The following is a 25,627-nucleotide window of genomic DNA, read 5'->3' as shown; positions in this document are numbered from 1 at the left end:
TCCCGACACACTGCAGATACCCCACGCCTCCACACTCCCGGCCATACCACAACAACCGGGAGCGCCCTTGATGAAACCCCTCACCTTGCCCAGTGGCTGGAAGCTGTTCGCCGCCCTCGCTGGCCTGACCCTGGTCATGACCGCCGTGGTCCTTGCCAGCCACCCCCTTGGCTCGGACGGCTTGCGCAGTGCAATCCGCGCCACCGCACGCAGCTCGTTCGTATTGTTCCTGCTGGCCTTCCTGGCTTCCACGCTGGTCACCCTCCTGCCCGGCACCGGCAGCCGCCGGCTGGTCCGCGAACGACGCTACCTGGGCTTGGCGTTCGCTTTCTCGCACACCGTGCACGGCCTGTTGATCTACCGCTATGCCCAACAGTTCCCGGAGCTGTTCTGGGCCGGTCGCACGGTGACGTCCAGCCTACCGGGCAGCGTGGGCTACCTGTTCCTGCTGCTACTCACGATCACCTCCTTCAAGGCCCCGATGCGCCTGCTGGGCAGCCGCGCCTGGAAGGCCTTGCACAGCACCGGGATGTGGGTGCTGGCCGGGGTGTTCTGCCTGTCGTTCTACAAACGCGTGCCCATGGGCGGCGGGTACCCGGTGGCATTCGCCATCATGTTCGCCGCCATCGCCTTCAAGCTCACCGCCAAGCTGGCCCAGCGCCAACGCCGCAGCGCTAGCGCCCTTTCCTGAGACGAGCACAGACCATGACGACCTTGACCCGCACCTTCACCCTGTTCGACCGTTTCGGCACCTGGAGCGCCGACCTGCCGCTACGCCTGTTCCTGGCCTGGGAGTTCTTTGAATCCGGCCTGGAAAAATTCAACGGCAGTAACTGGTTCGGCGACCTGCAATCGAGTTTTCCATTCCCCTTCAACCAGCTGCCTGCAGAGCTGAATTGGCAGCTGTCGATGTGGGCCGAGCTGATTCTGCCTCTGTTGTTGCTGTTAGGACTCGGCACGCGGCTGGCCGCGGCCGGTCTGATGGTGGTGACCGTGGTCGCCATCGCAGCGGTGCACTGGCCCTCTCACTGGTCGAGCCTTGCGGAGCTGGCACAGGGCTACGCCATCACCGACCAGGGTTTTGGCAACTTCAAACTGCCCCTGATCTACCTGGTGGCGCTATTGCCGCTGCTGCTCAAAGGCGCCGGACAGCTGAGCCTGGACCACTGGTTCAAACACCACTTTGGTCGCCGAGCCTGAGCGCCATCACCTTGTGCAGTATTGGGCTTGTCACACCATTTTCGGTGCTTGGCAGGTCGAGCGCCGCCCGCGCGGCGCATCGCGAGCAAGGCTCGCTCCTACGTTTGTTTCGGGCCAGTTAGGCCTGTGGGATTTGCGCGCGAACGCCTTGGCGCATGGCTTGATTTCGAGTCGTACACACAAGGCGGTCGCGCGCGTCTGTCACAGGTGTTATTGGCCGTAAACAAACGTAGGAGCGAGCCTTGCTCGCGATGCGCCGCGCGGGCGGCGCTCGATCTACGCATCACTTCAAAACCCAGGACAGGCACTTCGAAGCCCCCTCCCAAGATCCCGTGAAGATCCATAAATTTCCCGGCGCGTTTCTCGTTCTCTGATCAGATCAATTACCAAGAGAACGCGCCGTGGACCTGCAGACCATTCTGGGCAAGCTGTTCGCCAACGCTGGCAGCGTCGGCCTGACCGGCACCTTCCAGTTCATCTTCGATGCCACCCACGCCTGCTGGTTCGAGGCCGGCGGCCAGGGTGGCAATGGTCACCATGCAGCCCCGGACGTCACCATCGAGGTGGCCACGCGCGACTTCATGGGCATCATGGCGGGCCAGGCCAACGTCGAAGAACTGTTCGCCACCGGCCGCCTGAAAATCGGTGGCAATCTTGGTCTGGCCACCCTGCTGCCACAGGCCATCGACATGGCCCTCAATGGCGCCAGCGCCCCCAAGGTCGAAGCCAACCGCCGCTACCCACCACGCCCGCGCCTGAGCGATGCCCTTTCGGCCAGCCAACCACCCGTGCTGAACATAGAGCGCCGTCCACGCAGCAGCCTGTCAGTGGAGGAATTCCGAGAGCGCTACATGGTGCATGGCATTCCCCTGGTGATCAGCGACGCATTGCAGGACTGGCCGCTGTTCACGATCGGTCGCCAGGCTTCGCTGGAGCTGTTCGCCAATCTGCAAGGCATCACCCGCCACGGCGACTATGTGAAGAAGACCTTTTCCACCGACCGCGACTTCCGCTCCACCTCCATGGCCGAGTTCATCGCCAGCCTGGATGCACCGGCCTCGCCGGCCAGCAATGGCCAGCCACCGGCGTACATGGGCAACAACATCCTGCCCGCCCAGTTGCTCGAACATATTCGCTACCCGAGCTACTTCAACGCAGCGCAATTCATTCCACCCAGAATCTGGATCGGCCCCAAAGGCACACTGACACCTCTGCACCGCGACGACAGTGACAACCTGTTCGCGCAGGTGTGGGGTGAGAAGTCCTTCATACTGGCCGCCCCCCACCATCGCGATGCGCTTGGCTGCTGGGCGACATCGCCCGACGGTGGCCTGGAAGGCTGTGATGTGGACCCCAAGGCGCCGGACCCGGTGCGTTTTCCGGGGTGCCAGGCGGTGCACTTCATGGAGGTGGTGTTGCAGGCGGGGGACTTGCTGTTCTTGCCGGAGGGCTGGTTCCACCAGGTGGAGTCACGCTCCACCTCGCTGTCGGTGAACTTCTGGGTCGACTCGGGGCGCGGCTGGAAAAGCTCGCCCCTGCCCGGAATGACGGGGCAACGCGCGCCCGCCTGAGGGTCAACAGGTGCCGACGATCACACCTTGCGCGCGCAGTGAGGTGAGCAAGGCCAGGCCTTGCAGGTCGACATCCCCCAGGGCCTGCAGGCGTGCGCGGCCAGTGCCAGAAACACCGGCCAACAGCTGGTAGGCCATGCTTGTCAGCCGTGCGAAACGCACCTGCAGACTGTTGTCGCGGTAGACCAGCAGCAAGGTGGGCGTGGCAGGTGCTTGCTGCGGTTGAAAGTGCGGGCCGATCTGCTCTACCGGCCACTGATAAGCCAACACCTTGGCCGTACAGGACAACAGCGGCTCACCTTCTAGCAGATCACCGCTGGGGTCGTGCGCGGGGTCCTGGGCGTCACTCAGGTACAACTGCGCCTCGATCCATTCGTAATGGGCCAGTTCCAGCTGCCAGGGTGCGTCAAGGTCGACGCCTTGCAGGTAGTCGATGAAGGCCTCGGCGATTTCGGTGAACAACGGGGTCTGGCTGCGGTAGTTGGCATAAAAGTCTCGCACCCGCGCATGCCAGACGCCCTCCCCCAGGGTTTCGCGCATGACCGGGAAGCTGCCGGCCAGCAGGCCCTCGATGGCACCGTAGAACAACTCACGGTAAACCTTCAGCCGCCGCGCCTCGATACCCGGTGGTGGCGCATACACATGCGGATCGCGCAGATGCCGGGCCAGGCGCCATTGTTGTTCACGCAGCGTCTCGTTCATCGCGACGCTCCTTTGCAGCCTGTTGCACGGCTCGTACACGGTCGGTTTCTGCAAGCAGCTCGGCCAACGGCGGGTAATTGAAGTCCCGCTCCAGCACGGTCGGTTGCGTGCCGAAGCGCCGGCAAGCAGCAGAGAACAGCGACCAGACATCCTCCTTCACTGGCGCACCGTGGGTATCGACCTTGAGGTCATCGGCCTCATCATAGTGCCCGGCAATGTGCATGCCGGTCACCCGTGACGCTGGCAAGCCCTGGAGGAAGGCCTGCGCGTCATAGCCATGATTGCAGGCATTGACGAACACGTTGTTGACGTCCAGCAGCAGATCGCAGTCGGCCTCAGCGAGCACCGCGCTGATGAACTCCAGTTCGCTCATGGCCTGGTAGGGCGCGGCATAGTAGCTGATGTTCTCCACGGCGATCCGCCGTTGCAGCTGATCCTGAACCTCGCGGATCCGCGCAGCGACGTGATGCACGGCCTCGTCGGTGAAGGGGATCGGCATCAGGTCGTAAAGGTGGCCATCGTCGTTGCAGTAACTGAGGTGTTCGCTGTACAGGCCCACTTTGTAGCGATCGAGGAAGTGGCGGGTCTGGTCGAGAAAGGCACGATCGAGCGGCAGGCTGCCGCCCAGGGACAGGGACAGGCCGTGGCAGGCAATCGGAAAGCGCTCGGCCAGCTGCGCCAGGCCCTGGCCGTACACACCACCGACACCGATCCAGTTTTCCGGTGCACACTCCAGAAAGTCGACGGCACCGTCTTCCATCACCAGTAGTTCGCGCAACAGGCCGCGGCGCAGGCCCAGGCCGGCACGCATTGGGTTGTCATTCATGGCGGTGACTCCGTAGCAGCCACGACGCTCACCTGCCCAGCAGGGAGCGTCGTGGGCAATTCAGGGAGGGAAAGTCAGGATTTGCCGGCCAGGTGGCTGAACAGACCATCGGGCATGGCCTTGCCATTGGCCTGGTAGATCGCCTTCAGATGGTCATGGGCTTCCTGCTCGGAAATGAAGCCATCGCGGTTGCGGTCGATCTTGTCGAAGTCAGCGGCGCGGTCTTTGGCCACGACCAGAAACTCCTGGCGCGAGACCTTGCCATCATGATCGGTATCGGTGCGGGAGAACGATGCATCGCCGCATTTACCCTCGCCGCACTTGCCTTCCGCCCCAGCCTTGGCACTGGCGCCACACTTGCCCTCACCGCATTTGCCTTCACCTTGGGCGGCCTTGGCGCTGCCACCACACTTGCCTTCGCCGCACTTGCCTTCGCCCGGCACCTTGGCCGAAGCCAGTTGGTAGCCCTGGGACAGGGGCTCGGCCGCGAATGCGTTGCTGCCAAAGGCCATGCTGCCGATCAGTGCAGCGCCGAGCAGTCCGAGAGTATTGCGTGCATGAGTCATGGTGTTGCTCCACTTGTGGTTGAAAAGTGGAGCCATTAGGCCGTTTCGATGTGTCGCGGATGTATCGCCACAGTCCGAGTTTGGTATGGGAATGCGTCCGTAGGCGCTGCAGATACAGTGAGATACACAAGCCCCCGCCAGACACACTGATCGCGTCGCCAAAGTGTCGGCGACGCGGCCTGTGCAGTAAGTCAGTCTTCCAGCGGCTTGGGTGGCGCTGCCGGTTTGGCGGGTTTGGCTGGCTTGCTTTCCTTGGCCTTGGGTTCAGGTGTAGCGGCAGCGGCTACCGGCTCTGGCGCGGTGATGGTCTTTTCGCTGGCGGGCAGCTCGTCGACAGCCTTGAGGATCGCCTGCGGGTCGATCTTCTCGCCAGTGTCGTCATCCTTGAGTATGTGCCGCTCGCCATCCTTGCCCACCAGGATCACCTTGGTGCCTTTGCTCGCCCCAAGTTTGAGCTCGCGGATCAGGGCCATGGTGGTCTGCTGTTCGAGGTTCTTGTCTTCGCGCTTGCCCATCATGTTGGCGACGCTGTACAGCACCAGGCCGCGCTCCTTGAAGGCTGCCTGGGTAGCGGGGTCTTTGAGCGCCTCGTTCAGCCCGCGCAAGGTCGGGTCTGCGGAACTGGGGGCGATGATCACCAAAGGCCGTGCCTTACCCTGTTCCTTGGCCAGGGGCGCGTCGCTGTCGGCGGCGAACAGGGGGCCTGTGACAGCGAGCAAGGTGGCGAGGGTCAGTGACCGGACGAGCATGTGCATCTCCTTAATGTCTCGATAAACCAATGACTACAGATCACGGAGAAAAATCCGATCTGGAGCCTAAACCACCTTCACTATCCGGTGGTCAGGGAAAGGTTACTGACAGTGTCAGCCCCTTTTCAGACCAAGGTGCTGACACTATAGGAAAGAGCCGACACCCAGTCTGAGCATAGTCCAACGCAGCCGTCTCACAGGGGCGTGCGAGGGCTGCCCTGATCAAAAGGGTCAGCGGACATTGATTGGCGGGTCTTGTGGCCCAAAGTCCAATGCCCGCAGCGTCATGTCCAGCATCAACCCGCGCCGGGCAGCTCTGCGCTCGGCTTGCAGCGCGTCGGACTGCGTACGCCTGGCCTCGTCGGTCAACGCCTCATTTTCCAGCACAGCCGACAGGCGACTCTGGAATGGCATGTCCACCTCGAAGAACTGCTCGGGATGGATGCGCTCCAAGTGTTCCTGCCAGAACGTACGTTCAACCAGCGAACGCGCCAATGCCTCCTGTGTTTCAGCCTCCAGCACCTGTGCCAGCGCCCGCGCAAGCTGCGGTTCCCCCACCCCCGACAACGGCTGGAAGTTCATGTCGCCGACTTCGATGGGCAAGCCCAGACGATCACGCAAGCCCAGACGATAGGCCAGCCCCACCTCGCTTTGATCCGGGTTGCCGCCCCGGCTGACAATATCCTGAATGGCAATCCGGTCCACTTCATCGAGGCGCCACAGGCGACGCCCCAATGTCAGCAGGGCTTGTTCCTGGCTATGCTGCAGTTGAGTCCTGGCGCGCCATACCAGGATGCTCACCTCCAGATTGCTCAGACACCAGGCAGCACCGTCCTGGCAGCCCCACTCGTCGTTGGACACATTCAGCAACTCCTCGCGCAGGGCCGAGTCAGCATTCATTGCACGGAGCAAGGCAAGCACCCTGAAGGCAAGCGCTCTGGGAGCCGTCTGAAAATCCACCGACAGCACCAGCTGATGCAGTACGCGGTACAGCCGATTGGTGGGTTCTCCCGTTTCAGCAATGTCCCAGGCGCTCTGCAACTGGCCACGGTAGCGTGGGCCGATGGCATCCCCCCACAGCTCACGGGCGTTGGCGAATTGCAGCTCTGCCAGCTCCATGTCTTCCGGCAAGACGGCGGCCATGAGCGATTCATGCAGGCGCACCCGCGATGTTGGCCCCCAGGGGTTGCCGCCCAGTCTGAAGCGCAGCCGGTTCATCAACGGCAAGTCGAAGTAGGCTTGTGGGATCTGGCTGATCAGGTTATCGCGAAAGTCGAGGTAAACCAGGTCATGTCGCTCGAATACCGAATGCGGGAACATCCTGAGTGCCGTGTCGCGCAGGTTCAGCCAGCGCAAGTGCGTCAGCCCATGCAGCGTGAACGCACGGCTCAATGCATTGTGCGAAAGGTCGAGAAGCGTCAACATTTCGCAACCGGCCAATATGGCTGCGTCGGCCATGTTCAGCACGATGCGATTGTTGGTCAGGCTCAAGTGCCTGAGGGTCTGCATCTGCAGCAATGGTGGGGGCACGCGTGTCAGCAGATTGCCGCCCAGGTCCAGCGCGCGCAAGCGCGAAAAGGCCAGCAGGAAACTGGTGGGCACCTCTTCCAACCCCATGTGCGTCAGTATCAACTCCGATACATGGGAAAAGCTGACCTGCTCCGGCAAATGCGGCAACTCGCCCGGCAAGTAATTGCACAGCATCAGACGGAAACCGTTTTCAGTATCTTCAGTCGCTTCCACGCTGATCCTGCGCCAGCAGTCGATCAGTGTCTGGCGCACGGAGGCCCGCTCGCCGGTGATTTCTCCATCGACCTCACCGACCCACGTATTCAATGTGTTGGTCAACACTGTCAGCTCTTCGCGCAGGTACCGCAGGCGATGCTCGACCTGGTATCCATCGCGCTGCGCCGCATCTAGCCAAGCGGCTACCTGAGCGTCGCTGAACGCCGGATACAAGTCGCGCAGCATTGCCGCCAGCGACCGATCGCCACGCCCCAGGCCACCCGAACTGCAACCTCCCAAGGTGTATCCCAGGCGGCCGTCGGCCATGCGCTGCGGCGCCCGGAACGTGCCAGGCCGACGTGGGCTGAGCAACTGCTCGACCTCTCCCCTACGCTGCCGAGCCTCACGCGTAATCAGCACCCGCAGGTTATGCGCAAACGGGTCAGCCACTTGCATTGCCGCTTGCTGGGAAGGCGTATAGGCAGCCGCCAGGACGTCAAACAGCTCACCCGCTGCCACCCTCTGCACACCGTGTGCATCAAGCAGCTGGAAACTGCCTGCGTGGTGTATCAGCTCGAAGTCCTGCACGCCTTGCTCGGTCGACATCAGCAAAGGCCCATGCACAGAGCCCTCATGCAAACGCCAGCGCACACCGCCTTCAGCACCCGGCAAGTACCTGAGCAGGCCGATCGCCACCCGCGCCAGGTCGGCATTCTGAGGGGTGTCGAAGTGCAAGGCTTCAAACACCCGAGCCTGGCGGATGCGCAGCAGGCTGGTTCTGGCGGCTTCGGCCAATGGCAAGGGTACGCGGCCGCTTTGCAGCAGCCGGCGACGATCCTGCAGACTTGCGTCATCCAGTAAACGCTGTGCCGCACGCACATTCAGGCCGGGGAACACTCGACGTAGCAGCTGGCTGGCAGGCGTATCGCTTGGTTGCAAAGCCTCGTACAGCTGGCCGAACAACACCCGACGTTGCGCCGATGCCAGCTCGGCCAGCGCCTGGTCCGGCAACTGCGCCGCACCTGGCAATTGCTTGGCCAGTTGTAGCACCTGTGCGTCGTCGACCGGTTTTCCTTCAAGCAGCAGGTTGATCATGCTGCGGATACGGCGGTCGAGCATGGAGCGTTCGGCGCTGTCGAGCAGGTCCGGCAACACTGCCCGGCCACAAACATGCAAGGCTCGCAGTTGGTCGGAGCCTACCCCGTGGCACGCCAGCACTTCATCGATCTGTTCATCGCTCAGCACACTCAACGGCTCGCCAAAGCGGCGCATCAGGTAGTGGGGGCTTTGCCAGTCGATCGGTTGTTCGCTCCACAGGCGCCAGGCACCTCGCCCGTTGCTGTGCAGCGTGGGGCCATAGCCACTGCGTGGGCGCAATCGCCACTGACCTTCATCGGCCTCGATCACCGGATAGTGATGCCCGTCCATCTCGACCCAGGCTTGTTCTTCCACCCGTCGAATGCCAAGGGGGTCGCTTGTTGCCGCAGCGCCTGGCGCGGCGCTGCGATATGGCGCCAAGTCTTGCTGCCAAAGCTTGATGGTGTCTTCGCCCAGCTTCGCGGGTATCAAGGCGTCCACCACCTGTGAGCGTGCCCACAGACGCCGAGTTACCGTCACGCCACCTGCCACGGCACCGAACAGCACGATGTCCGTTGCCACATTGGTCAGATGCGCCAGCGCCTCCCGGGTATCGCCCTCCTGCCAGGCTTCGAAGCCCAGGTAAACTTCGCGCAACAGCTCCCACACCGTGATGGCCAGCAACCCCAGGCCAATGCTTGGCACGAACAGGCCGGCGACATTGAGCAAGGTCCAGCCCTGTGCCGCCAGGCGCTGGTCATGAGCACGCTGCACTTCCCGGTCGATATCTGCCACCGGCACAACTATCATCGCCGCATCGTCCTTGATCTGCCGAATGCGTGCCTTGGCCAGGGTGTTGAACAGCGGCTGCGAATAGTCACGAAGGTGCGGGGTGAGGTTGTAGTTGGCCCAGGCTGCCAGGTCTGCAAACGCTGGAATCACCGTCGAAAAAAATGCCTGGCTATCGCGCTGACGCACGAAACGGCTGAAGAAACGTTGGTAGGGTTTGCTGCGCAGTCGATTGCCCAGCGCCCGATTCATGGCGTTCATGTCGGTGAACCCTTCCCATGCCGCCACCGGGTCACCGGGTACATACAGCAAAAGTCGCACGGTCGAGTTGTACACGACCCCCTGGTCGACAACCTCCAGCACCACGATCTGCTGCAAGTTGCAGTTCAGCAGGCTCAGCTGTTTGGCGCTCACCAGATCGCCAGCCAGGCGCACCAATTTGCCATCGGTGCACATGGCCTTGATCAGCTTGAGCTCACTGTCGCTCAATTGTTTTTGCTGCCAGGCTTTATAGGCCTCCACCAGCATGTCGTTGCGCGCAGCAGTCACCATTAACGATTGCACTTGCGTGGCATCGTCAGCCGACCCGAGGACGTCATTCAGATGTCGTTGGTACTGCGCGCCCAAGTCGAGTTGACGGCACGTCTTCGCCAATTGCACAGCCGAGGGTCGCGCGGCATCGCCTTCATGCGGCAATAACACGCGATTGCCCTTCAGCTGCCCACCTTCCACCGCCTCATCGGCAGTAAAGTTGCGCAGCACCACCTCAAGCAGTGGTTTGTCCTCGTATACCACTTCCTTAAGGTGCGCCCCCACGGGCTCGATGTTGATCACCGACTCTCGCCGCCCTTGCACAAAGCGCATGCGGCGCACGTTGGCGAGCAGACTGTAGTCTTTCTTGAGCTTGGCCTGTAGCGCCGACGCGACGAAGTCGTCGATGCTTTTGATCTGCTCCAGCACGGCACTCAGTTGCTGGCGAGTCGCCAGGCTTGCGGCCAAGGCAGAGGCGATATCCGGCATTTTTTCAGCAGGTGCTGCAAGCAACCAGGCCGGCAAACGGTCGCGGATGATGCCGTCCTGGAAAGTCTGGCTGGCCTTGCGCACTTTCAGCAGGTGCTCGGCCTTGGCATTTTGTGCCTGCGGTTCGGCTTGCTTGAGGACTTCCTCTTTCGGCCATGGTCCATGGTCTTGCGGGGGCAAGGCGATAATGGCTTGCTCGGGTGTATTGCCCATGTTCGATGCCTCGATGTTCAAGAGGCAGCCACCCTAGAGCCTATGAGCCTGCAAAAGCGCTAGATAGGTAATACCTGGGTTTAGAACAGCAGCAACAGGCGATCGGTCAATGCTGTGATCGCTCGCAAGCTGGCCGATGATGACCAGGCTGAATGACCTGAGTAGTTTTCCCTTACGATGGCAGACTGTAGCCTGCGCCTGAAAAAGCTGGTTTCATCACAGCTGGCAGGGCAGCCTCACCTGCACGAGAAAGGTCAGTTCTCTGAAACGCAAGCTATGTCACCTTTAGTGCGGCATGCAAAACTCGTCGTGGACACAATGAAAAACCAAGAAACTGTTGGCAAGCAAAAAGGTTACCGGCGCATCATCCCGTCCATGACGGCCCTGCTGCAGTTCGAGTCGGTCGCGCGATTGAATAGTTTTACGTTAGCGGGTGAAGAGCTGGGCGTTTCCCAAGCGGCAGTGAGCAAGCAGATCAGAAGCCTGGAAGATAACATTGGCGTGCAACTCTTCGAGCGCAACCATCGCACATTTCGTCTGACAGAAGCCGGTGAAACACTGTTTGCCATCATTTCAGAATCACTGCAGAAGCTGGCCAGCGGGTTTGACCAAATCAAGGAAGGAAGTAATAGGGAAGAAATCGTCCTCGCCTCGACCGCAACGGTCTCCCAATTCCGCATCATGCCGCGCCTTCACCGATTGGCTGACTACTTACCCAACGTCAGGCTTCGACTTGCCACACAGATGTTCACAGGTGACCTGAAGTCGCCTGGTTACGATATGGATATCCGCTTCGGCCATGGAAGCTGGCCCGACGGAGAGTCAACTTTTCTTTTCGAGGAAGAAGTATTTCCAGTGTGCGCTCCCGCCTGGCTGGCACGCAACCAAATGCCTACGACATTGGCTGATCTAGCGAGTTCGGGATTATTGGAATCGGACTCAACATCAGAAGGGTGGATGACGTGGACGGGTTGGTTTTCAGAAATGGGCGTCGCACACGCCAAGCTGAATATCAACCTGCGCTGCACACTTTACACCGACGTCATCAACGCTTGCGTCAATGGTTATGGAGTTGCATTAGGCTGGGGACGCATGGTGGATCATCTTATCGACAGCGGCGAACTGATCAAGCTTGAGTCCTTCGTGGTAATACCGAAACAATCTTATTATCTGGTCATTCCCAAGAGCCGGAAGATCACACCCAATATCAGTAAAGTGGTTCAATGGCTACAGAGTCAGGTCACGTCATAATGACTCCAGGATTCACAGGTGAGCGGGTGACAGTTCGCGACAGCGCACACAAAAAAGCCCCATGTTCATCACATGGGGCTTTGGGCCACCCTACCAGGGTCGGCGAGCGGACTTAGCCGACGGACTTCAAGGAAGGCCGGCCACTCAAGCGCTCCAGCATGGTCTCGCAATACCAGTCATCAAACTGGCACACACCATTTTCGGCGTTCTCCGAGAACGGCCCAGGCTCATAGGCAGGCGAGGAAACGCCGGCGTGCGTGCCTTCGACCAAACGACGATCCTGATCGTTGGTGGCCAGCCACACCTTGGTGAGACGATCAAGGTCATAGTCCACACCTTCCACCGCAGATTCAGGCACAAGCCACTTGGTGGTCACGAGCGTTTCGCCTGGCCCGATGGGCAGCACTCGGAAGCTCAGTGCATGGTCGCCCAGAAAGTGGTTCCAGGTAGAGGGGTAGTTGAAGTACAACAGAGCGCCAATGTCCGGCTCACCGCTTTTATCCAGTCGACCGGCAACGGCAGGCTTACCGTCCATGGTGTAGCTGACCGCACCAGCGGAAAGCGGAATACGGGTCATACGGAAGCGACCCAGCGGGTCCATGTTCAAGCGGCTCGGCATGCCTGCTGCTTCACAGCGATTCCAGTGAGCAACCAGCTCTGGATCATCATCCCCCCCCACGCCGGCAACGGACAGGTTTTCCACGAACGAGTTGAGCAGCTCCGGGTGGGTACCATCGCAGTGGTAGCACTCGCGGTTGTTCTCGAAGACCAGCTTCCAGTTGCCTTTTTCGATGAGGTTCGACTCGAAGGCGACCTTGCAGTTTTCCAGGAAATGCGGCGCGATGAACGGGCTGACGGCAGCGCGGAAACTGGAAAAATCTGGAGCCTTCTCGGCCACGCAGACGTAGATGTAGGTGTGTACGATCTCGACGTGAACGGGCTTCAAGCCGTAGTTTGAACGGTCGAAATCGGCGCCCATGTTACCCGCGTAGATCAGGTTGCCATCGAGTTCGAACGTCCACTTGTGGTACGGGCACACCAGCTTGGCGACTTTGCCACTGGAGTGCTCACAGACCTTCGCGCCACGGTGACGGCAGGCATTGTGGAAGGCTCGAACCTCGCCATCCTTGCCACGCACAACGGCAACCGGGTAATCACCAATCTGCAGGGTGAAATACTGTCCAGTCTTTGGAATTTCGAAGGTGTGCCCAGCAAAGACCCAATCTTTATGCCAAATATGTTCAAGATCCTGACGATAAACCTCTGGATCGAGATATAGCTGACGAGGCAAAACATGCCGAGGTTTGCGTTGCTTTATCAGGCCAATGACGGATTCGTTGCTGTTCATTATTATCCTCCACGCACCGACGATTGTAGCCACTCGGCGCAACTGACTGAAACATTGTTTATATAAACGTAACTAGAGCCCAGCTAAAATCATAGCGCCCTGATAATGCATGAATAAGTATGTCGCCAAACCAGACTAAAGATTAAGCCACCGTCTGACACTGACTCAAGCTACATTTTCAAGGCCATATTCATAATGGCAGGTTATGCGTTTGGGCCCTGGACACTCCACCAAGAGAACTTGGACATCACCCAGTCTCTCACTCGGCAACAGGCATCCTCGTTATCGTTATTCTCTCTAGACGCCAGGTAGTGGAGACTATTATGCAGCGTCAGTTTTTCACGAACGGGCCTCACCAAGCGTCCGTTTTCGACCATATGCCCAACCAATTGATTCCACCCAAGCGCAACACCTTGACCTGAAAGCACCATATTAATAATCAGGTTATAATCATTGGCATGAAAAATGGGCGCACTCGTGGAATCGCGCTCATCCAGATTGACATTCTGAAAGGCAAGCCAAACGCTCCAATCCACGTGTTCAGCCACGCCTGAGCGCCCATAAGGGCTCAAATCCAGGAGTTCGGAATTTTGCAGTCCTTTCAGCGACTCAATATCAGGATTGCGCCTCAAGTACTCAGGCGAGCAAACCGGATAAATAATATCGTGACAGAGAGGGTGAACCTTGTACCCCTCCCCTACGTTGACGAATTTCGAAATTACAATATCGGGCTCAACACCAGGCTCTCTCGCATGAAAATTTTGAGTCGTGATGAGATTCAGCTCGATATCTGGATGCTTGATGCGAAATTCCTGAATATGATTGGACAGCCATAGCGCCGAAAATGCAGGCGAACACGAAATCGTTAACACGCGCTTGTCGCAGGGTGCATTTCGAATTCGCTCAGCGGCTTGTGCGATATTTACGAACGATATCTGAGAGGCATCGAAGAAAACCGAACCGGCGCAAGTGAGCTCAACGGTACGCCCCACCCTGACAAACAACGGGGCATTCAAATACTCTTCCAGCTCCCGAATCTGACGGCTGATCGCAGCCTGCGAGACGCAAAGCGCTTCTGCCGCACGGGTAAAGCTCTCGTATTTTGCTGCAGCCACAAAAGCCCTTACGGCTCTCAAGGATGGCATCTTAAGCAATAGCGTGTCTGGATCCACGTGCTTCTGCGACATGATTCGTACCGATCCCCATCCACTTAAACCTCGGCTCAACTCCATACTACGCAACACACTAAAAAATGCATCTTCAAAAACTTACCATCTGCATAACTTGAAGTTATGCAAAATTTCTACAAAAACTTTCTGGACAATTCCTGACGTCCGACCGTATGTTAAGAAGACGCTCAAAACCTGTCGCGCAACGTTTCATCAACAAAGCGCTGTTACTCAACAAGTTAGTCAAGCATTGGGCTTGCGCTGCTGGGTTTCCCAATGAAAACTGTTACCAGAGAATTTAGTCGCACGTTTGTAGACCGGAACTTGGGTTTCATCACCCAAGCGCACGCCGAGCGGAAGACGTCACGGGTTGGCTTTCTCCTGCTCGAAAACTTCTCATTACCCTGCTTCACCCAAGCCCTGGATGTTCTGGTAACCGCGAACCTGATTTCCCCTGGTGCAGTTCGGGTTCATACGTTCAGCCACAACCACGCAGAGGTCATGAGCGACCTGGGTATCCCGATCAGACCCGACACGCCCTTGACTGACATCCGTCTTGCCGACCTTGATTTGATGATTGTCTGCGGAGGACTGCGCGCAGCAAGAACGGTACCGAATTGGTTATCGGCGCTGCTGAAAAACATCTCCAAGCTTCCAATCGCCCTGGGTGGTCTTTGGAATGGGGCCTGGTACCTGGGTGCTGCAGGCTTGCTGGACGGTTACCGCTGTGCAATTCACGCAGAACAACGCACCGCTTTGGCTGAGCGCGCCCCCTATGCCAGAGTCTCTCAAGAATCGCTGATTCTCGACAGAAACCGGATGACGTCAGCCACGCCTGCCGGCGCCTTCGAAATGATGATTCGTTGGCTCAACGTCGGCGCTGGCCCTCAATTGGCCGATGCGGTGCTGGACACGCTTGATTCTGATCAGAGCAAGTTGCGCAGCTTCCAGAACCCTCAGCATCCCAAGGTGAGCAAGATGCTCCGGGAAGTCATCGCGCTCATGGAGGCGAACCTTGAGGAAACACTGAACCCGGAACAGCTCGCCGAAGTCGTAGGGCTGTCGATACGGCAGATTCAAAGGCTGTTCAAGGATCAGTTGAACACCACGCCCCAGAAGTACTATTTCCAGCTCCGGATCACCGAAGCACGGCGGCTGATTCAGAACTCCAGTGCATCGATCTTCGACGTTTCGATTGCCTGCGGCTTCGTCTCCTGCACCCATTTCAGCAGGTCATACAGCGCGTTTTTTGGGCACCCGCCGTCGAAAGAGGTTCGATATGAGATTTAGTCAATCGACGGGCGAGTAACCGACACAGGTGAATTTGATCAGGGGGCACGCCTACGCGCATCAGCAGGCCTGGGCTTCGAGCTCTATCAGTGGTTCCAGTGCGTCACGCAGGCCCCCGATTTTCTCGTCAGACAGGCGAGCCAACGGACGGCGCGGATTACCTGCGCCGTAACCCATGATTTCTGCACCGGCGTAGACCGACTGTACGTAGTCCCCTTGCCAGATCAGAGACATGACCGGCGCCAAGGCTTTCCAGATCTGTTGCACCTCATCCCACTTGTGCTCACTGGCTGCATTAACCAAAGCGACGCAGGTCCTGGGTGCCATGTTTGCGCCACCCCAAATCAGGCCAGCGGCACCCGCGAACAGCGCGTAAGGCGCGAGAGGGTCGGCCCCATTCATCGTTGGTAGGCCCGTGCGCACCAAGCAAGCCTGGGCAGCCAGATCACCGCTGCTGTCTTTGACCGAAACGAAGTTCGGGATTTCACCCAACTGTTTGAACAGGGACGGAGTCACTTCAACACCAACGGCTTGCGGGACGTTGTATCCAATTATTGGCAGGCCAGCTTCGGAAACGCTGGAGTAAAAGTCGATGATGCCCTGGTCATCGGTTGGGCCTTCGAAGAATGGAGGCAGTACCATCACACCATCAGCCCCGTGATCCTTGGCGTGACAGGTACGCTCAACCACCTCATCAAGCAACAACGCGGAAGTCTGGGCAATTACGCGGGCACGACCGTTGATGGCCCGCGCGCCAAAGGCAACCAGTTCCTTCGATTCCTCCTTGCTCAGATACACATGCATCCCGGTTCCGGAGCTGAGCACAATGCCATGTACGCCTGCTGCGATATAACGCTCGATCAAGACTTCGAAATGCGCATAGTCGATTTTGCCCTGAGCATCGAAAGGCGTGGTGATGGCCAGGTTGACACCGGAAAACATGAATGCAGACATGAATAACCCCTTTTTATTGTTAGCTAGCTTATCCAGCTAATGCACCGAGCGAGTGAGCGCCAAGCAAGAGGTTAAGGCCCGACCAGGCCTTCATACAGCGACATTTACGAGGGCAATCTGATAATTTCAGGTTATGCGAGCCAACTCGACTCGGCGACCTTGAACACGGCTTCCACAGTCATCTAAGAGCGCGAACACCATCGTCTATAACGTCAGGTTATCCATGAAGGTGTATAAATGTTGTTGGCGCCTATCCACAGATAGCTATACATTCCAAGAACGCCTGTCTGGAGCAACTAAAACAACAAACTCTGAAAACCACAATGTATATATTTCCCGTTTGGCATTGCCCTTCCATGCTGCCAATACACGATGGAAAATAAATACCGACCATTACAATCAATTGTTGGCGTCCTAGCTTGCCAAGCCGTTGTTCCACATTGCTTGCACCCATCAAGAAAGGTCGAGTCAAGGTAATCACTCAGCTTCATATCATAAAAATGCTTGGAGACCGTGATGTCATCACCTTTTTCTATCAGCGCTGATTCCCGCCGTATCGACCCCGCCAAACGTCGTGCCACTTCGTTGAAAGCGGATGGTTCAGTGGACGACAACGATCGCTGCGAAATTGGCCCAACCCCTCTTGCCTTTACTGAATGGGCTCAGCTGGGATTGGAGCCTCCTCACCTACCCAGCATGCGTGAATACCGCCTACGCCGTATTCAAGAGCAGCTGGTCGCGCGTGACCTCGGGGGCGTTTTGTTGTTTGACCCGCTGAATATTCGCTATGCGACCGACACTACAAACATGCAGCTATGGACAACCCATAACCCAGCCCGCGCTTGCTTCGTAGCCGCCAGCGGGCATGTCGTGCTGTGGGACTTCCACGGCTGCGATCACTTGAGCGCGCACCTGCCCCTGGTGAGCGAGCTCCGCAGCGGAGCATCGTTCTTCTATTTTGAAACCGGCGACCGCACTGACGAGCATGCCCGTCGTTTTGCTGGCCAAGTCGATGAAATCTTGCGCAAGCATGCTGGATCGAATCGCCGCTTGGCAGTTGACCGAATCGAACTCGCCGGCGTCCGAGCGCTCGACGCTCTTGGCATCGAACTGTGCAGCGGGCAGGAGGTGACGGAGTTTGCTCGCGCAATCAAAGGCCCTGACGAAATCAAGGCCATGCGCTGCGCCGTAGCGTCTTGTGAGGCTGCGGTTTCCGAGATGCACCTGGCAATGCGAGCCGGCATGACTGAAAATGACATCTGGTCGGTTCTTCATGCTGGCAACATTCGGCGAGGTGGTGAGTGGATCGAAACGCGCATCCTCAGCTCAGGCCCACGCACCAACCCCTGGTTCCAGGAGTGCGGGCCGCGCATTGTCAGCGACGGCGATTTGTTGTCTTTCGACACCGACCTGATCGGTGTCTATGGGATGTGCGTGGACATGTCACGCAGCTGGATCTGTGGAGGGTTCGAACCCACTGCAGAGCAGAAGCGTTTGTATCGCATCGCACATGACCACATTTCCCATAACATCGAGTTAGTCAAACCAGGTGTCCGCTTCACCGAACTGACCGCAAAAGCTCACCGCCTACCAGAGTCCTGCCGAGCGCAACGCTACGGCGTGATGTTCCATGGTGTGGGATTGTGCGACGAATACCCCTGCATTCGGTATCCGGAAGACGTCGACGCCTATGGTTACGAGGGTGAGCTCCAACCTGGCATGGCGCTCTGCGTCGAAGCCTACATCGGAGAGGTTGGCGGACGCGACGGCATCAAACTCGAAAATCAACTCCTGGTCACCGAAACGGGTTATGAACTGCTTACGCACTACCCGTTCGAAGAAAGCTTTTTGCGTGACTGATACTGCGCACCTGGTCGAGCCGGCTCTGTGATCTTTAGCAACGGAGCCGGCTCGCACGCATAACGCCTTGTTACCAACCCTTTGGCCCCCTTGGTGTCCTTGGGCGTCAACATGAACTTGAAATGGGGCCAGTACAGAGCTGGCCGCGAGGGCTGACATACACGCCACTACGACCGAGCCCAGGAATTTTTACAACAACAATAATCCCCATCACTCACTGAGTTTTTGAGGAGGCCTCTCGACCGCAAGGCGCTGGCATCTTGCGGATTCGCTCTGCCCAAACCCAAAAAGCAATATCAGGTATAAGAATGACAAGCCCGAATATTTCAGTAGAAGATGTACCGCTCAACCCGTTCCACCGACTACTCACCCTCCGCTCGGGTGGAGGCTCCTTTGTTGATGGCTATGTACTCAGCATCATTGGTGTCGCGCTCGCCCACATTTCCACTTCATTGGCTTTAACCAGTTTTTGGGAAGGAATGATCGCGGCCTCGGCGCTGATTGGTATTTTCTTCGGCGGCTTCCTGGGTGGCTGGCTTACCGATCGGCTTGGAAGAAAACGGCTTTTCTTCGTCGGCCCAACCTTGTTCGCACTCGCATCTGTTGCGCAATTCTGGGCTGATGACGCCCTCACCATATTCCTTCTTCGACTTGTCATAGGCATTGCAGTGGGTATCGAATACCCGGTGGCAACGTCCCTGCTTGTCGAATTCATGCCCAGGAAATACCGTGGCCCAAGGCTGGCGACATTGACGATTCTCTGGTTTGCCGGTGCAGCTGCCGCGTACATCGCAGGTGAATTGATATTGCGCTCCGGCGCCGAGGATGCCTGGCGCTGGGTATTGGCGAGCTCGGCAATCATCGGAATCGCGTTGTTCATCGTGCGCATTGGCACACCTGAATCGCCACGTTGGTTGTTGAGCAAGGGACGCAGCGCAGAAGCTGAACACGTCATCAAATCCGTGTACGGCAATAACTTCGGCCTGCATAACCTGCCGGAAGAGAACACCCATCATAAAGTGAACATTTGGAGCCTGCTGTACTCCGGCTATGGCAAGCGGATGCTCTTCGTCATTGTGTTCTGGACGTGCTGCATCATTCCACTGTTCGCTGTTTATGCATTCGCACCGAAAGTGCTTGCCGCACTGAATGTCAAAGGTGACAGCGCGTCGATCGGCTCGGTGCTCATCACGTTGTTTTTTGTAGCTGGCTGCGTTGGCGCCACCCGGCTCATCAACGTGATTGGGCGAAGAAACCTGCTGCTTTACAGCTTCCTGCTGTCCGGTCTTGCACTGCTTTGCCTGGGCGCACTGCACAACAGTGCGGGCAGCTTCATCTTGGTTTTCTTTGCTATCTACGCATTGTTCATTGGCGGAGCCCAGGTACTGACCTTGGTCTACCCGAACGAGATATTCCCTACGGAAATTCGAGCATTCGCGGTGGGTGTAGGCACGTCAATCTCACGTATCGGAGCAGCCGTTGGTACTTATCTCGTGCCTCTTTCCCTGGATGTTCTCGGGATCGCTCAAACCATGTATGTCGCTGCGGCAATTACATTGTTCGGCCTGCTTCTATCGTGGTTGCTGGCACCCGAAACCCGCTCGCTGAACCTTCAGCAGGCAGCTTCCCTTGGTTGATGGAGTGGTTGTGTCAGTGCTGGCCCTATCGCCGGCAAGCCGGCTCCCACATGGACTGCACCAACCTTGAGATCACCGCTGTACCTGTAGGAGCTGGCTTCAGAACAAGGACGGTTGAAAATCGAGAGATAACTGATCCAGACACCTGAGGTCGATTGTCCGGAAAACGACGAAGGGCAGGATGGCATCGGCCACCGGCTGCAGTTGGCGACTGAGGTAGTGGTCGTAGTCGATAGGCGAGCGCAGGTTTTCCAGTGGCTCAGGGCCGGCAGTGGTGATCACATAACTGATCAACCCGCCGTTCTGATATTGCCGCGCACGCCCCATCCGCTGGTTGTAATCGTCGGCCAGACGTGCGGCGCGCACATGGGGAGGAACATTGCGCTGGTAATCGGCCAGCGGCCGGCGCAGGCGCTTGCGGTAAACCAGCAACGCGTCCTGCTCGCCTGCCAGGGTGCTTCGCACGAACTCCCGGACATAATCATGATAGGGCTGGCCACGGAATATGCGCCCATACAGCGCTTGCTGGAACTGCTGGGCCAAGGGCGACCAATCGGTGCGTACCGACTCCAGCCCCTTGTACACCACATCGTCACTGCCATCAGCGCGCTGTACCAGGCCGGCATAGCGCTTCTTGCTGCCCTCGTCGGTGCCGCGAATGGTGGGCATGAGGAAGCGTCGATAGTGCGTCTCGAACTGCAGTTCCAGAGCGCTTTCAAGGCCCATGGTTTCGCGCAGGTGCTGGCGCCACCACTGGTTGACCTCCGCTACCAGTTCGCGGCCGATGCGTGCCGCGGCTTCCTCGCCATGGGCACCTTTGAGCCAGACGAAGGTGGAGTCGGTATCGCCGTAGATCACGTCGTAACCTCGCGCTTCGATCAGCGCGCGGGTCTGGCGCATGATCTGATGACCGCGCATGGTGATGGACGACGCTAAGCGGGGGTCGAAGAAGCGGCAGCCGCTGGAACCAAGCACGCCGTAGAACGCGTTCATGATGATTTTCAGCGCCTGGGACAACGGCGCATTGCCCTCGCGCTTGGCCGCCTCCCTGCCCTGCCAGACACGCTCGACGATGGCCGGCAAACAATGCTGACTGCGCGAGAAACGCCCGCCCCGGAACCCTTCGACCGAGTGTTCGTCATCGGGTTGGCGAAGGCCTTCGACGAGCCCCACCGGGTCGATCAGGAAAGTGCGAATGATCGAGGGGTACAGGCTTTTGTAGTCCAGTACCAGCACTGAATCGTACAGGCCTGGGCGTGAGTCCATGACGAAGCCGCCGGGGCTGGCTTCGTCCGGCTGGCTGCCGAGGTTGGGAGCGACGAACCCCAGGCGATGCATGTGCGGGATGTACAGATGACAGAACGCGGCCACCGAACCTCCGCTGCGGTCCACCGCCAAGCCGGTGACGGAGGAACGCTCCAACAGGAATTCCAGCAGGCGCGTGTGGGCAAAGATGCGCGTCACCAGTTCGCAGTCCTTGAGGTTGTAACGCGCCAGCGATGGTTTGTCCTCGGCGAACATGCGGTTGATTTCGTCCATGCGCTGGTAGGGCGTCTCGATGGCCTTGCCCTCCCCCAACAGGGTTTGGGCGACGTTCTCGAGGCTGAACGAGGGGAAGCTCCAGGTTGCCGAACGCAACGCCTCGATACCGTCGATCAGCAGGCGCCCGGGGGCATCGGCGAACACATGGCCACCGCTGGCATGGTTGCGCAGGGTCATGGCTGCGCCGTTGCGGCCCAGGGCAAGTGGCACCCCCAGCTGTTTGGCGTGTTCGTGCAACAGGCGCAGGTCGAACTGCACCAGTTTCCAGCCGATGATGGCGTCGGGGTCGTGCCTGGCCATCCACTGGTTGAGGCAGGTGAGCAATTCGGTACGGCTATCGCAATAGTGCAGGTCGAAGTCCAGGCCTGGTGTATCGCCGTTGCTCGGGCCGAGCATGTAGACCTGTCGCTGCCCGCAGCCTTCCAGCGCGATGCTGTAGAGCTCGCCGCGCTCGCTGGTTTCGATGTCCAGTGATACCAGGCGCAGGGTTGGGCGGTAATCCGGCGAGGGTTTGAGCTGGGCGTCGCACAGCACGCCTTGGGCATCGGGTTTGCCGGTGAACTGCACCGGGGCGGTGATGAAGCGCTCCATCAGGTAGCGCTCCGGGGGGCGGATGTCGGCCTCATGGACTTCGATGCCGTTGCTGCGCAGGCGTTGTTCCAGCTGCATCAACTGGCGGTGCTGGCGGGTGTACAGGCCCATGACTGGTTGCTGCTTGAAGTTGCGCAGGTGCAAGGGCTTGAGTTCGACAGCCGTTTCATTGGCCAGCAGTGCGTGGGTGCGTTCAGCGTCATCGTTGGCGATGAACGCTATCGACTCCTGAGGGGCCAGGCGCACTTGGCGAGGGCCTTGGTCGGTGGCCAGCCAGAATTCCACGCAGGTGCCTTGCGGGGTGTCATGCCAGTGTCGGGTCAGGACAAAGCCCTGCTGCACATTCACTGCGTTGTCCTCAAAATGGCTGTTTGGTTCATGCAGGGATTCTACCTCCAGACGCCGATGGCAGGTTCGACAAAGGCAGAATTCCCGAATTGCTCGTTTAGTTTCACTCCGCGTCGGCTTTGGCTTTGGCTTTGGCTTTGGCTTTGGCTTTGGCTTTGGCTTTGGCTTTGGCTTTGGCTTTTAGCGCACGGTAGTTCAGACGCAGCAGATTGCGACTTCAGGAGGCCGAGTGGAGGTCTTGCGAAGGAAGGTGACGGGCATGGATGCCCGTCAAGCGCTGCGGCCCAGGATGGGCCGTACAGCGCGGTCCTTCCGGGAGCAAGACCGGAGCGAGGGAACCCCGGAGCGCAGCGCAGGGGCCGGATGTAGGAGCCAGACTTTTTTGGTTACTTTTTGGGGCGTTTGCCAAAAAGTGACCCGCTGTAAGAGCGGAAAGGTGATTAAGCGTCACCTTGGCAAATGGATATACTCACAAATTTACAAACCAACACAAAAACACAAAAACACAAAAACACAAATTAAGAGGCGGCATTTATATAGTGTGAATATCCATTTGCCATGGAGGCGCTTATTCACCTTTCCGCCCTTCCGGCGGGTTCCTTTGGTCTTGGTGTACGGACCGGACACATGGTGGACACGTGTGCGGAGACATGGTTGACAGATTATGAACCGTAATCCGGCTTGGTCACGTCGATTGTCCGCAGGAAATGATGGCAGAAGTAGACATTGAACAAGCCCCCGCCTTCAGCATTAGGACGTATAGCAATTTCATGCCCAGCCAGGCCTTTCGCAATACTGAAGTAACGTTTCTGGAAACGGAACCGGCTGTGATAGACCTTGGCCACTACATCGTCAGGCCCGTACTCAAACGCCTTCAACTGCTGCGGATAGGCCCAAGTACTGGTGCGGTATCGGTCTATAGGCACCTGGTATCCCAAGGCTTGATGAGGCCGTTGGAGGTTATAGATATCGCGCCATCGATCAAACGCAGCTTGAGCCTCCATCAGCGTGGAAAACTGGCGCCCATCGAGCACCTCAGCTTTGAGAGAACGATGGAAGCGCTCGAGCTTGCCATTGGTTTGAGGATGATAGGGACGACTGAAACTTATTCGGATCCCCAGTTGAATCAGCCAGATACTTAGCTCTGTGACCTCTCCAGGATTGCGCGGTGAGCCCCACGGTGCACCGTTATCGACGTTGATTCGCGCCGGCAAACCATAGTGCTGGAAGACTTCCACCATCTTCTCCTTGACCGTCGCACCCCGTTCGCTGTCACAGGCCTGTATGGCCAGGCTGAAGCGAGAATGGTCATCCAGCACGGTCAAAGGATGGCATCGGCCTTGTTGCGTCGGGAAATGTCCTTTGAAGTCCATCTGCCATAGATCATTAGGAGCATCATGCTCAAACCTCAGCATGGCCTCACGCGTCGTTTGAGCAGGCAGAATCAGGCCATGGCGGCGGAGGATATTGGTAACGGTGCTGGGCGCGACACGGTTGTGCAGCAGGTTACTGATCGTGCGTCCTCCCCATGCCGGATGTTCTTGCCGAAGCGCTATGACTTCTGCCTCCAAGGCGGCTTCAGTCAGTTTCGGACTATTGAAGGGGCGTCGGGACTTCTCCTGAAGGCCTGACCGGCCTTGAGCCTCATAGCGCTCGAGCCATTTGTAGGCGGTTTGAGGGCTGATACCGAATAGCCGGCACAGTTGGCGTTTGTTGCTGCCGGGTTGCCGCGCCAGGGCAATAAACTCTTCTTTCAGGCTCATGGCATCTCTCGTATTCCAGGGCATGATGGCAATCCGGCAAAGTGAGCTCGCCGGAAAGTGTCAACCATGTCCCCGTACACGTGTCCACCATGTGTCCGGTCTATACATCTTGGCCAAAGGAACCAAAGCCGCTGGCTCCTACATCCGGCCCCTACGCTACGCTCCGGGGTCCCCTCGCTCCGGTCTTGCTCCCGGGAGGACCGCGCTGTACGGCCCATCCTGGGCCGCAGCGCTTGACGGGCATCCATGCCCGTCACCTCCCTCCGCAAGACCTCCACTCGGCCTTCTGACGTCGCAATTTGTGGTGCCTGAACTATCGCGCACTAAAAGCAAAAGCAGAGCAAGAGCAAGAGCAAGAGCAGTTGAATCAGCCGTAAAGGTAATTGATATCCTTGTACGCCAAAGCCGGCACCTGCCCAAGCAGAAAATCACGAAGTTTGTTCATCTGCCGCGCCTTGGGACTCGCCTTGAGCCACGTCATGTAATAACCATCCCCCGTCGCCACCGCATGCTTGAACGGCGTCACCAACCGCCCCGCCGCCAAGTCGGCACTGGCCAGTACCAAATCCACCACCGAAATCCCCAACCCCTGCTGTGCCGCCGAAATCCCCTGGTCAAGCGTATCGAACACCTGACCATGGTCGATGCTGATGTCCAGCGCATCCATGCGCGCCAACCACCGCCGCCAGTCACGCCTATCCGGCGACGGATGCAGGAACTCACAGTGACGCAAATCACCAAGGTCAGGCTGCGGGTTGTCCAGGTAGTCGGGGTGGCACACCGGTATCAGCCACTCATCGAACAACTTGAAACTTTCGACATCGGCCGGAAATCGGCCGTTGGCCAGCAAAATCGCGCAGTCGTACGGCTCTGAGTAGAAATCGACCGTGTCGATATCCATCCACACGCTGGAAAGCTGCACGCTGCAACTGTCATCGACCTTCTTGAACGCATCCAGCGCCCTCAACAACCAACGCACCGTCAACGTCGATGGTGCTTTCAGGCGCAGGCCATAACGGTCCTGACGCAACAACGCACACGCGTTCTCGATGATCTTGAAGCCCACCTTGAGTTCCTGGGCCAACAGCCGCCCGTGCTCGGTCAGGCGCAACTTGGGGCCACGGCGCTCGAACAAGTCGCAACCGAACATGGCCTCGAGGGTCTTGATGTGGTGACTGACCGCACCCTGGGTCAACGCCAGTTCCTCTGCCGCACGGGTGAAAGAACCGTAGCGAGACGCCACCTCGAACGCACGCAGCGCGTGCAAAGCCTGAATCCGTTCCGACATGGTGTCTTCCGAAGCATGAGTGAGACTAATAGTAGGTCATAGTTCCACGCGTTTTACAACCTGGAGAGCGTCTCAGAAAATGCAGGTAAATAACAAAGATAAACAAACAAACTGCCTGCATATGACTAGAACGTCCACTTACATAATC

At 58.3% G+C, this 25,627-nt stretch carries 18 protein-coding genes and 1 pseudogene; 8 read left to right on the top strand and 11 right to left on the bottom strand.

Going from position 1 to position 25,627, the window contains the following annotated elements; all coding sequences use genetic code 11:
• Window positions 1-70: 70 nt before the first annotated feature.
• The 3 genes from PspTeo4_RS05085 (at window position 71) to PspTeo4_RS05075 (ending at window position 2,771) form a co-directional block, all read left to right on the top strand.
• Window positions 71-691: a ferric reductase-like transmembrane domain-containing protein gene (locus tag PspTeo4_RS05085; protein ID WP_322362652.1), complete on the top strand. Its 621-nt coding sequence runs from the start codon at window positions 71-73 to the stop codon at window positions 689-691.
• A 14-nt stretch (window positions 692-705) separates the two neighbouring features.
• Window positions 706-1,200, top strand: coding sequence for a DoxX family protein (locus tag PspTeo4_RS05080; RefSeq protein WP_322362651.1), 495 nt, complete (start codon window positions 706-708; stop codon window positions 1,198-1,200).
• A 401-nt stretch (window positions 1,201-1,601) separates the two neighbouring features.
• The gene (locus tag PspTeo4_RS05075; RefSeq protein WP_322362650.1) at window positions 1,602-2,771 is read left to right on the top strand and encodes a cupin-like domain-containing protein; all 1,170 of its coding nucleotides are present in this window, start codon (window positions 1,602-1,604) and stop codon (window positions 2,769-2,771) included.
• A 3-nt stretch (window positions 2,772-2,774) separates the two neighbouring features.
• Here PspTeo4_RS05075 and PspTeo4_RS05070 read toward each other — a convergent pair whose 3' ends face one another.
• From PspTeo4_RS05070 to PspTeo4_RS05050, 5 genes are all read right to left on the bottom strand, one after another.
• Window positions 2,775-3,473, bottom strand: coding sequence for a DNA-binding domain-containing protein (locus tag PspTeo4_RS05070; protein WP_322362649.1), 699 nt, complete (start codon window positions 3,471-3,473; stop codon window positions 2,775-2,777).
• The gene (locus tag PspTeo4_RS05065) at window positions 3,454-4,299 is read right to left on the bottom strand and encodes a DUF692 domain-containing protein (RefSeq protein WP_322362648.1); all 846 of its coding nucleotides are present in this window, start codon (window positions 4,297-4,299) and stop codon (window positions 3,454-3,456) included. The genes PspTeo4_RS05070 and PspTeo4_RS05065 overlap by 20 nt, the downstream gene beginning before the upstream one ends.
• A 74-nt stretch (window positions 4,300-4,373) precedes the next feature.
• Window positions 4,374-4,865: an EF-hand domain-containing protein gene (locus tag PspTeo4_RS05060; protein WP_322362647.1), complete on the bottom strand. Its 492-nt coding sequence runs from the start codon at window positions 4,863-4,865 to the stop codon at window positions 4,374-4,376.
• Window positions 4,866-5,056: 191 nt separating this feature from the next.
• Window positions 5,057-5,614 (bottom strand): DUF4174 domain-containing protein, encoded by a 558-nt coding sequence (locus PspTeo4_RS05055; protein WP_322362646.1) that lies wholly within the window; start codon window positions 5,612-5,614, stop codon window positions 5,057-5,059.
• Window positions 5,615-5,845: 231 nt separating this feature from the next.
• The gene (locus PspTeo4_RS05050) at window positions 5,846-10,438 is read right to left on the bottom strand and encodes an NEL-type E3 ubiquitin ligase domain-containing protein (RefSeq protein WP_322362645.1); all 4,593 of its coding nucleotides are present in this window, start codon (window positions 10,436-10,438) and stop codon (window positions 5,846-5,848) included.
• A 177-nt stretch (window positions 10,439-10,615) separates the two neighbouring features.
• Between PspTeo4_RS05050 and PspTeo4_RS05045 the strand changes: the two genes are divergently transcribed.
• A complete protein-coding gene (locus tag PspTeo4_RS05045; protein ID WP_322362644.1) occupies window positions 10,616-11,689 on the top strand; it encodes a LysR substrate-binding domain-containing protein in 1,074 nt (357 codons plus the stop codon).
• 112 nt (window positions 11,690-11,801) lie between these two features.
• Here the strand turns inward: PspTeo4_RS05045 and PspTeo4_RS05040 are convergent, their stop codons facing one another.
• Together PspTeo4_RS05040 and PspTeo4_RS05035 are read right to left on the bottom strand one after the other, a co-directional pair.
• On the bottom strand, window positions 11,802-13,037 hold the full coding sequence (locus PspTeo4_RS05040) for an aromatic ring-hydroxylating dioxygenase subunit alpha (protein ID WP_322362643.1): 1,236 nt from the start codon (window positions 13,035-13,037) through the stop codon (window positions 11,802-11,804).
• Window positions 13,038-13,240: 203 nt separating this feature from the next.
• Window positions 13,241-14,224, bottom strand: coding sequence for a LysR family transcriptional regulator (locus tag PspTeo4_RS05035; protein ID WP_322362642.1), 984 nt, complete (start codon window positions 14,222-14,224; stop codon window positions 13,241-13,243).
• 258 nt (window positions 14,225-14,482) lie between these two features.
• Between PspTeo4_RS05035 and PspTeo4_RS05030 the strand changes: the two genes are divergently transcribed.
• The gene (locus PspTeo4_RS05030; RefSeq protein WP_416196900.1) at window positions 14,483-15,496 is read left to right on the top strand and encodes a GlxA family transcriptional regulator; all 1,014 of its coding nucleotides are present in this window, start codon (window positions 14,483-14,485) and stop codon (window positions 15,494-15,496) included.
• 60 nt (window positions 15,497-15,556) lie between these two features.
• On the opposite strand, the gene PspTeo4_RS05025 is transcribed toward PspTeo4_RS05030, so the two are convergent.
• Window positions 15,557-16,450 (bottom strand): dihydrodipicolinate synthase family protein, encoded by an 894-nt coding sequence (locus PspTeo4_RS05025; RefSeq protein ID WP_322362640.1) that lies wholly within the window; start codon window positions 16,448-16,450, stop codon window positions 15,557-15,559.
• A gap of 516 nt (window positions 16,451-16,966) precedes the next feature.
• Between PspTeo4_RS05025 and dddP the strand changes: the two genes are divergently transcribed.
• From dddP to PspTeo4_RS05015, 3 genes and pseudogenes are all read left to right on the top strand, one after another.
• Complete coding sequence (gene dddP / locus PspTeo4_RS05020; protein ID WP_322362639.1) at window positions 16,967-18,310, top strand: dimethylsulfonioproprionate lyase DddP; 1,344 nt, start codon at window positions 16,967-16,969, stop codon at window positions 18,308-18,310.
• 75 nt (window positions 18,311-18,385) lie between these two features.
• Window positions 18,386-18,466 (top strand): annotated as a pseudogene (locus PspTeo4_RS29770) (hypothetical protein); the annotation flags it as partial.
• Window positions 18,467-18,618: 152 nt separating this feature from the next.
• Entirely contained in the window at window positions 18,619-19,947 is a 1,329-nt protein-coding gene (locus PspTeo4_RS05015; RefSeq protein WP_322362638.1) for an MFS transporter, read from the top strand.
• A 99-nt stretch (window positions 19,948-20,046) separates the two neighbouring features.
• Here the strand turns inward: PspTeo4_RS05015 and PspTeo4_RS05010 are convergent, their stop codons facing one another.
• From PspTeo4_RS05010 to PspTeo4_RS05000, 3 genes are all read right to left on the bottom strand, one after another.
• Window positions 20,047-22,428 carry a DNA polymerase II gene (locus PspTeo4_RS05010; protein WP_322362637.1) on the bottom strand — a complete coding sequence of 794 codons (2,382 nt, stop codon included), beginning with the start codon at window positions 22,426-22,428 and terminating at the stop codon, window positions 20,047-20,049.
• 662 nt (window positions 22,429-23,090) lie between these two features.
• Window positions 23,091-24,215 (bottom strand): IS481 family transposase, encoded by a 1,125-nt coding sequence (locus tag PspTeo4_RS05005; protein ID WP_322362636.1) that lies wholly within the window; start codon window positions 24,213-24,215, stop codon window positions 23,091-23,093.
• A 343-nt stretch (window positions 24,216-24,558) separates the two neighbouring features.
• Window positions 24,559-25,479 carry a LysR substrate-binding domain-containing protein gene (locus tag PspTeo4_RS05000; protein ID WP_322362635.1) on the bottom strand — a complete coding sequence of 307 codons (921 nt, stop codon included), beginning with the start codon at window positions 25,477-25,479 and terminating at the stop codon, window positions 24,559-24,561.
• Window positions 25,480-25,627: the final 148 nt, after the last annotated feature.

Origin of the sequence: Pseudomonas sp. Teo4, from assembly GCF_034387475.1 — a bacterium.
Taxonomy (GTDB): Bacteria; Pseudomonadota; Gammaproteobacteria; order Pseudomonadales; family Pseudomonadaceae; genus Aquipseudomonas.
This window is presented reverse-complemented; position numbering and strand designations above follow the sequence as displayed.

What these genes read in the sequence shown, in the direction of transcription:
- PspTeo4_RS05030 (WP_416196900.1), top strand. Translation starts at nt 14,483, where the DNA reads ATGAAAACTGTTACCAGAGAATTTAGTCGCACGTTTGTAGACCGGAAC.
- PspTeo4_RS05005 (WP_322362636.1), bottom strand. Translation starts at nt 24,215, where the DNA reads ATGCCCTGGAATACGAGAGATGCCATGAGCCTGAAAGAAGAGTTTATT.
- PspTeo4_RS05060 (WP_322362647.1), bottom strand. Translation starts at nt 4,865, where the DNA reads ATGACTCATGCACGCAATACTCTCGGACTGCTCGGCGCTGCACTGATC.
- PspTeo4_RS05065 (WP_322362648.1), bottom strand. Translation starts at nt 4,299, where the DNA reads ATGAATGACAACCCAATGCGTGCCGGCCTGGGCCTGCGCCGCGGCCTG.
- PspTeo4_RS05055 (WP_322362646.1), bottom strand. Translation starts at nt 5,614, where the DNA reads ATGCTCGTCCGGTCACTGACCCTCGCCACCTTGCTCGCTGTCACAGGC.
- PspTeo4_RS05050 (WP_322362645.1), bottom strand. Translation starts at nt 10,438, where the DNA reads ATGGGCAATACACCCGAGCAAGCCATTATCGCCTTGCCCCCGCAAGAC.
- PspTeo4_RS05080 (WP_322362651.1), top strand. Translation starts at nt 706, where the DNA reads ATGACGACCTTGACCCGCACCTTCACCCTGTTCGACCGTTTCGGCACC.
- PspTeo4_RS05035 (WP_322362642.1), bottom strand. Translation starts at nt 14,224, where the DNA reads ATGTCGCAGAAGCACGTGGATCCAGACACGCTATTGCTTAAGATGCCA.
- PspTeo4_RS05045 (WP_322362644.1), top strand. Translation starts at nt 10,616, where the DNA reads ATGGCAGACTGTAGCCTGCGCCTGAAAAAGCTGGTTTCATCACAGCTG.
- PspTeo4_RS05025 (WP_322362640.1), bottom strand. Translation starts at nt 16,450, where the DNA reads ATGTCTGCATTCATGTTTTCCGGTGTCAACCTGGCCATCACCACGCCT.
- PspTeo4_RS05040 (WP_322362643.1), bottom strand. Translation starts at nt 13,037, where the DNA reads ATGAACAGCAACGAATCCGTCATTGGCCTGATAAAGCAACGCAAACCT.
- PspTeo4_RS05000 (WP_322362635.1), bottom strand. Translation starts at nt 25,479, where the DNA reads ATGTCGGAACGGATTCAGGCTTTGCACGCGCTGCGTGCGTTCGAGGTG.
- PspTeo4_RS05070 (WP_322362649.1), bottom strand. Translation starts at nt 3,473, where the DNA reads ATGAACGAGACGCTGCGTGAACAACAATGGCGCCTGGCCCGGCATCTG.
- dddP (WP_322362639.1), top strand. Translation starts at nt 16,967, where the DNA reads ATGTCATCACCTTTTTCTATCAGCGCTGATTCCCGCCGTATCGACCCC.
- PspTeo4_RS05085 (WP_322362652.1), top strand. Translation starts at nt 71, where the DNA reads ATGAAACCCCTCACCTTGCCCAGTGGCTGGAAGCTGTTCGCCGCCCTC.
- PspTeo4_RS05015 (WP_322362638.1), top strand. Translation starts at nt 18,619, where the DNA reads ATGACAAGCCCGAATATTTCAGTAGAAGATGTACCGCTCAACCCGTTC.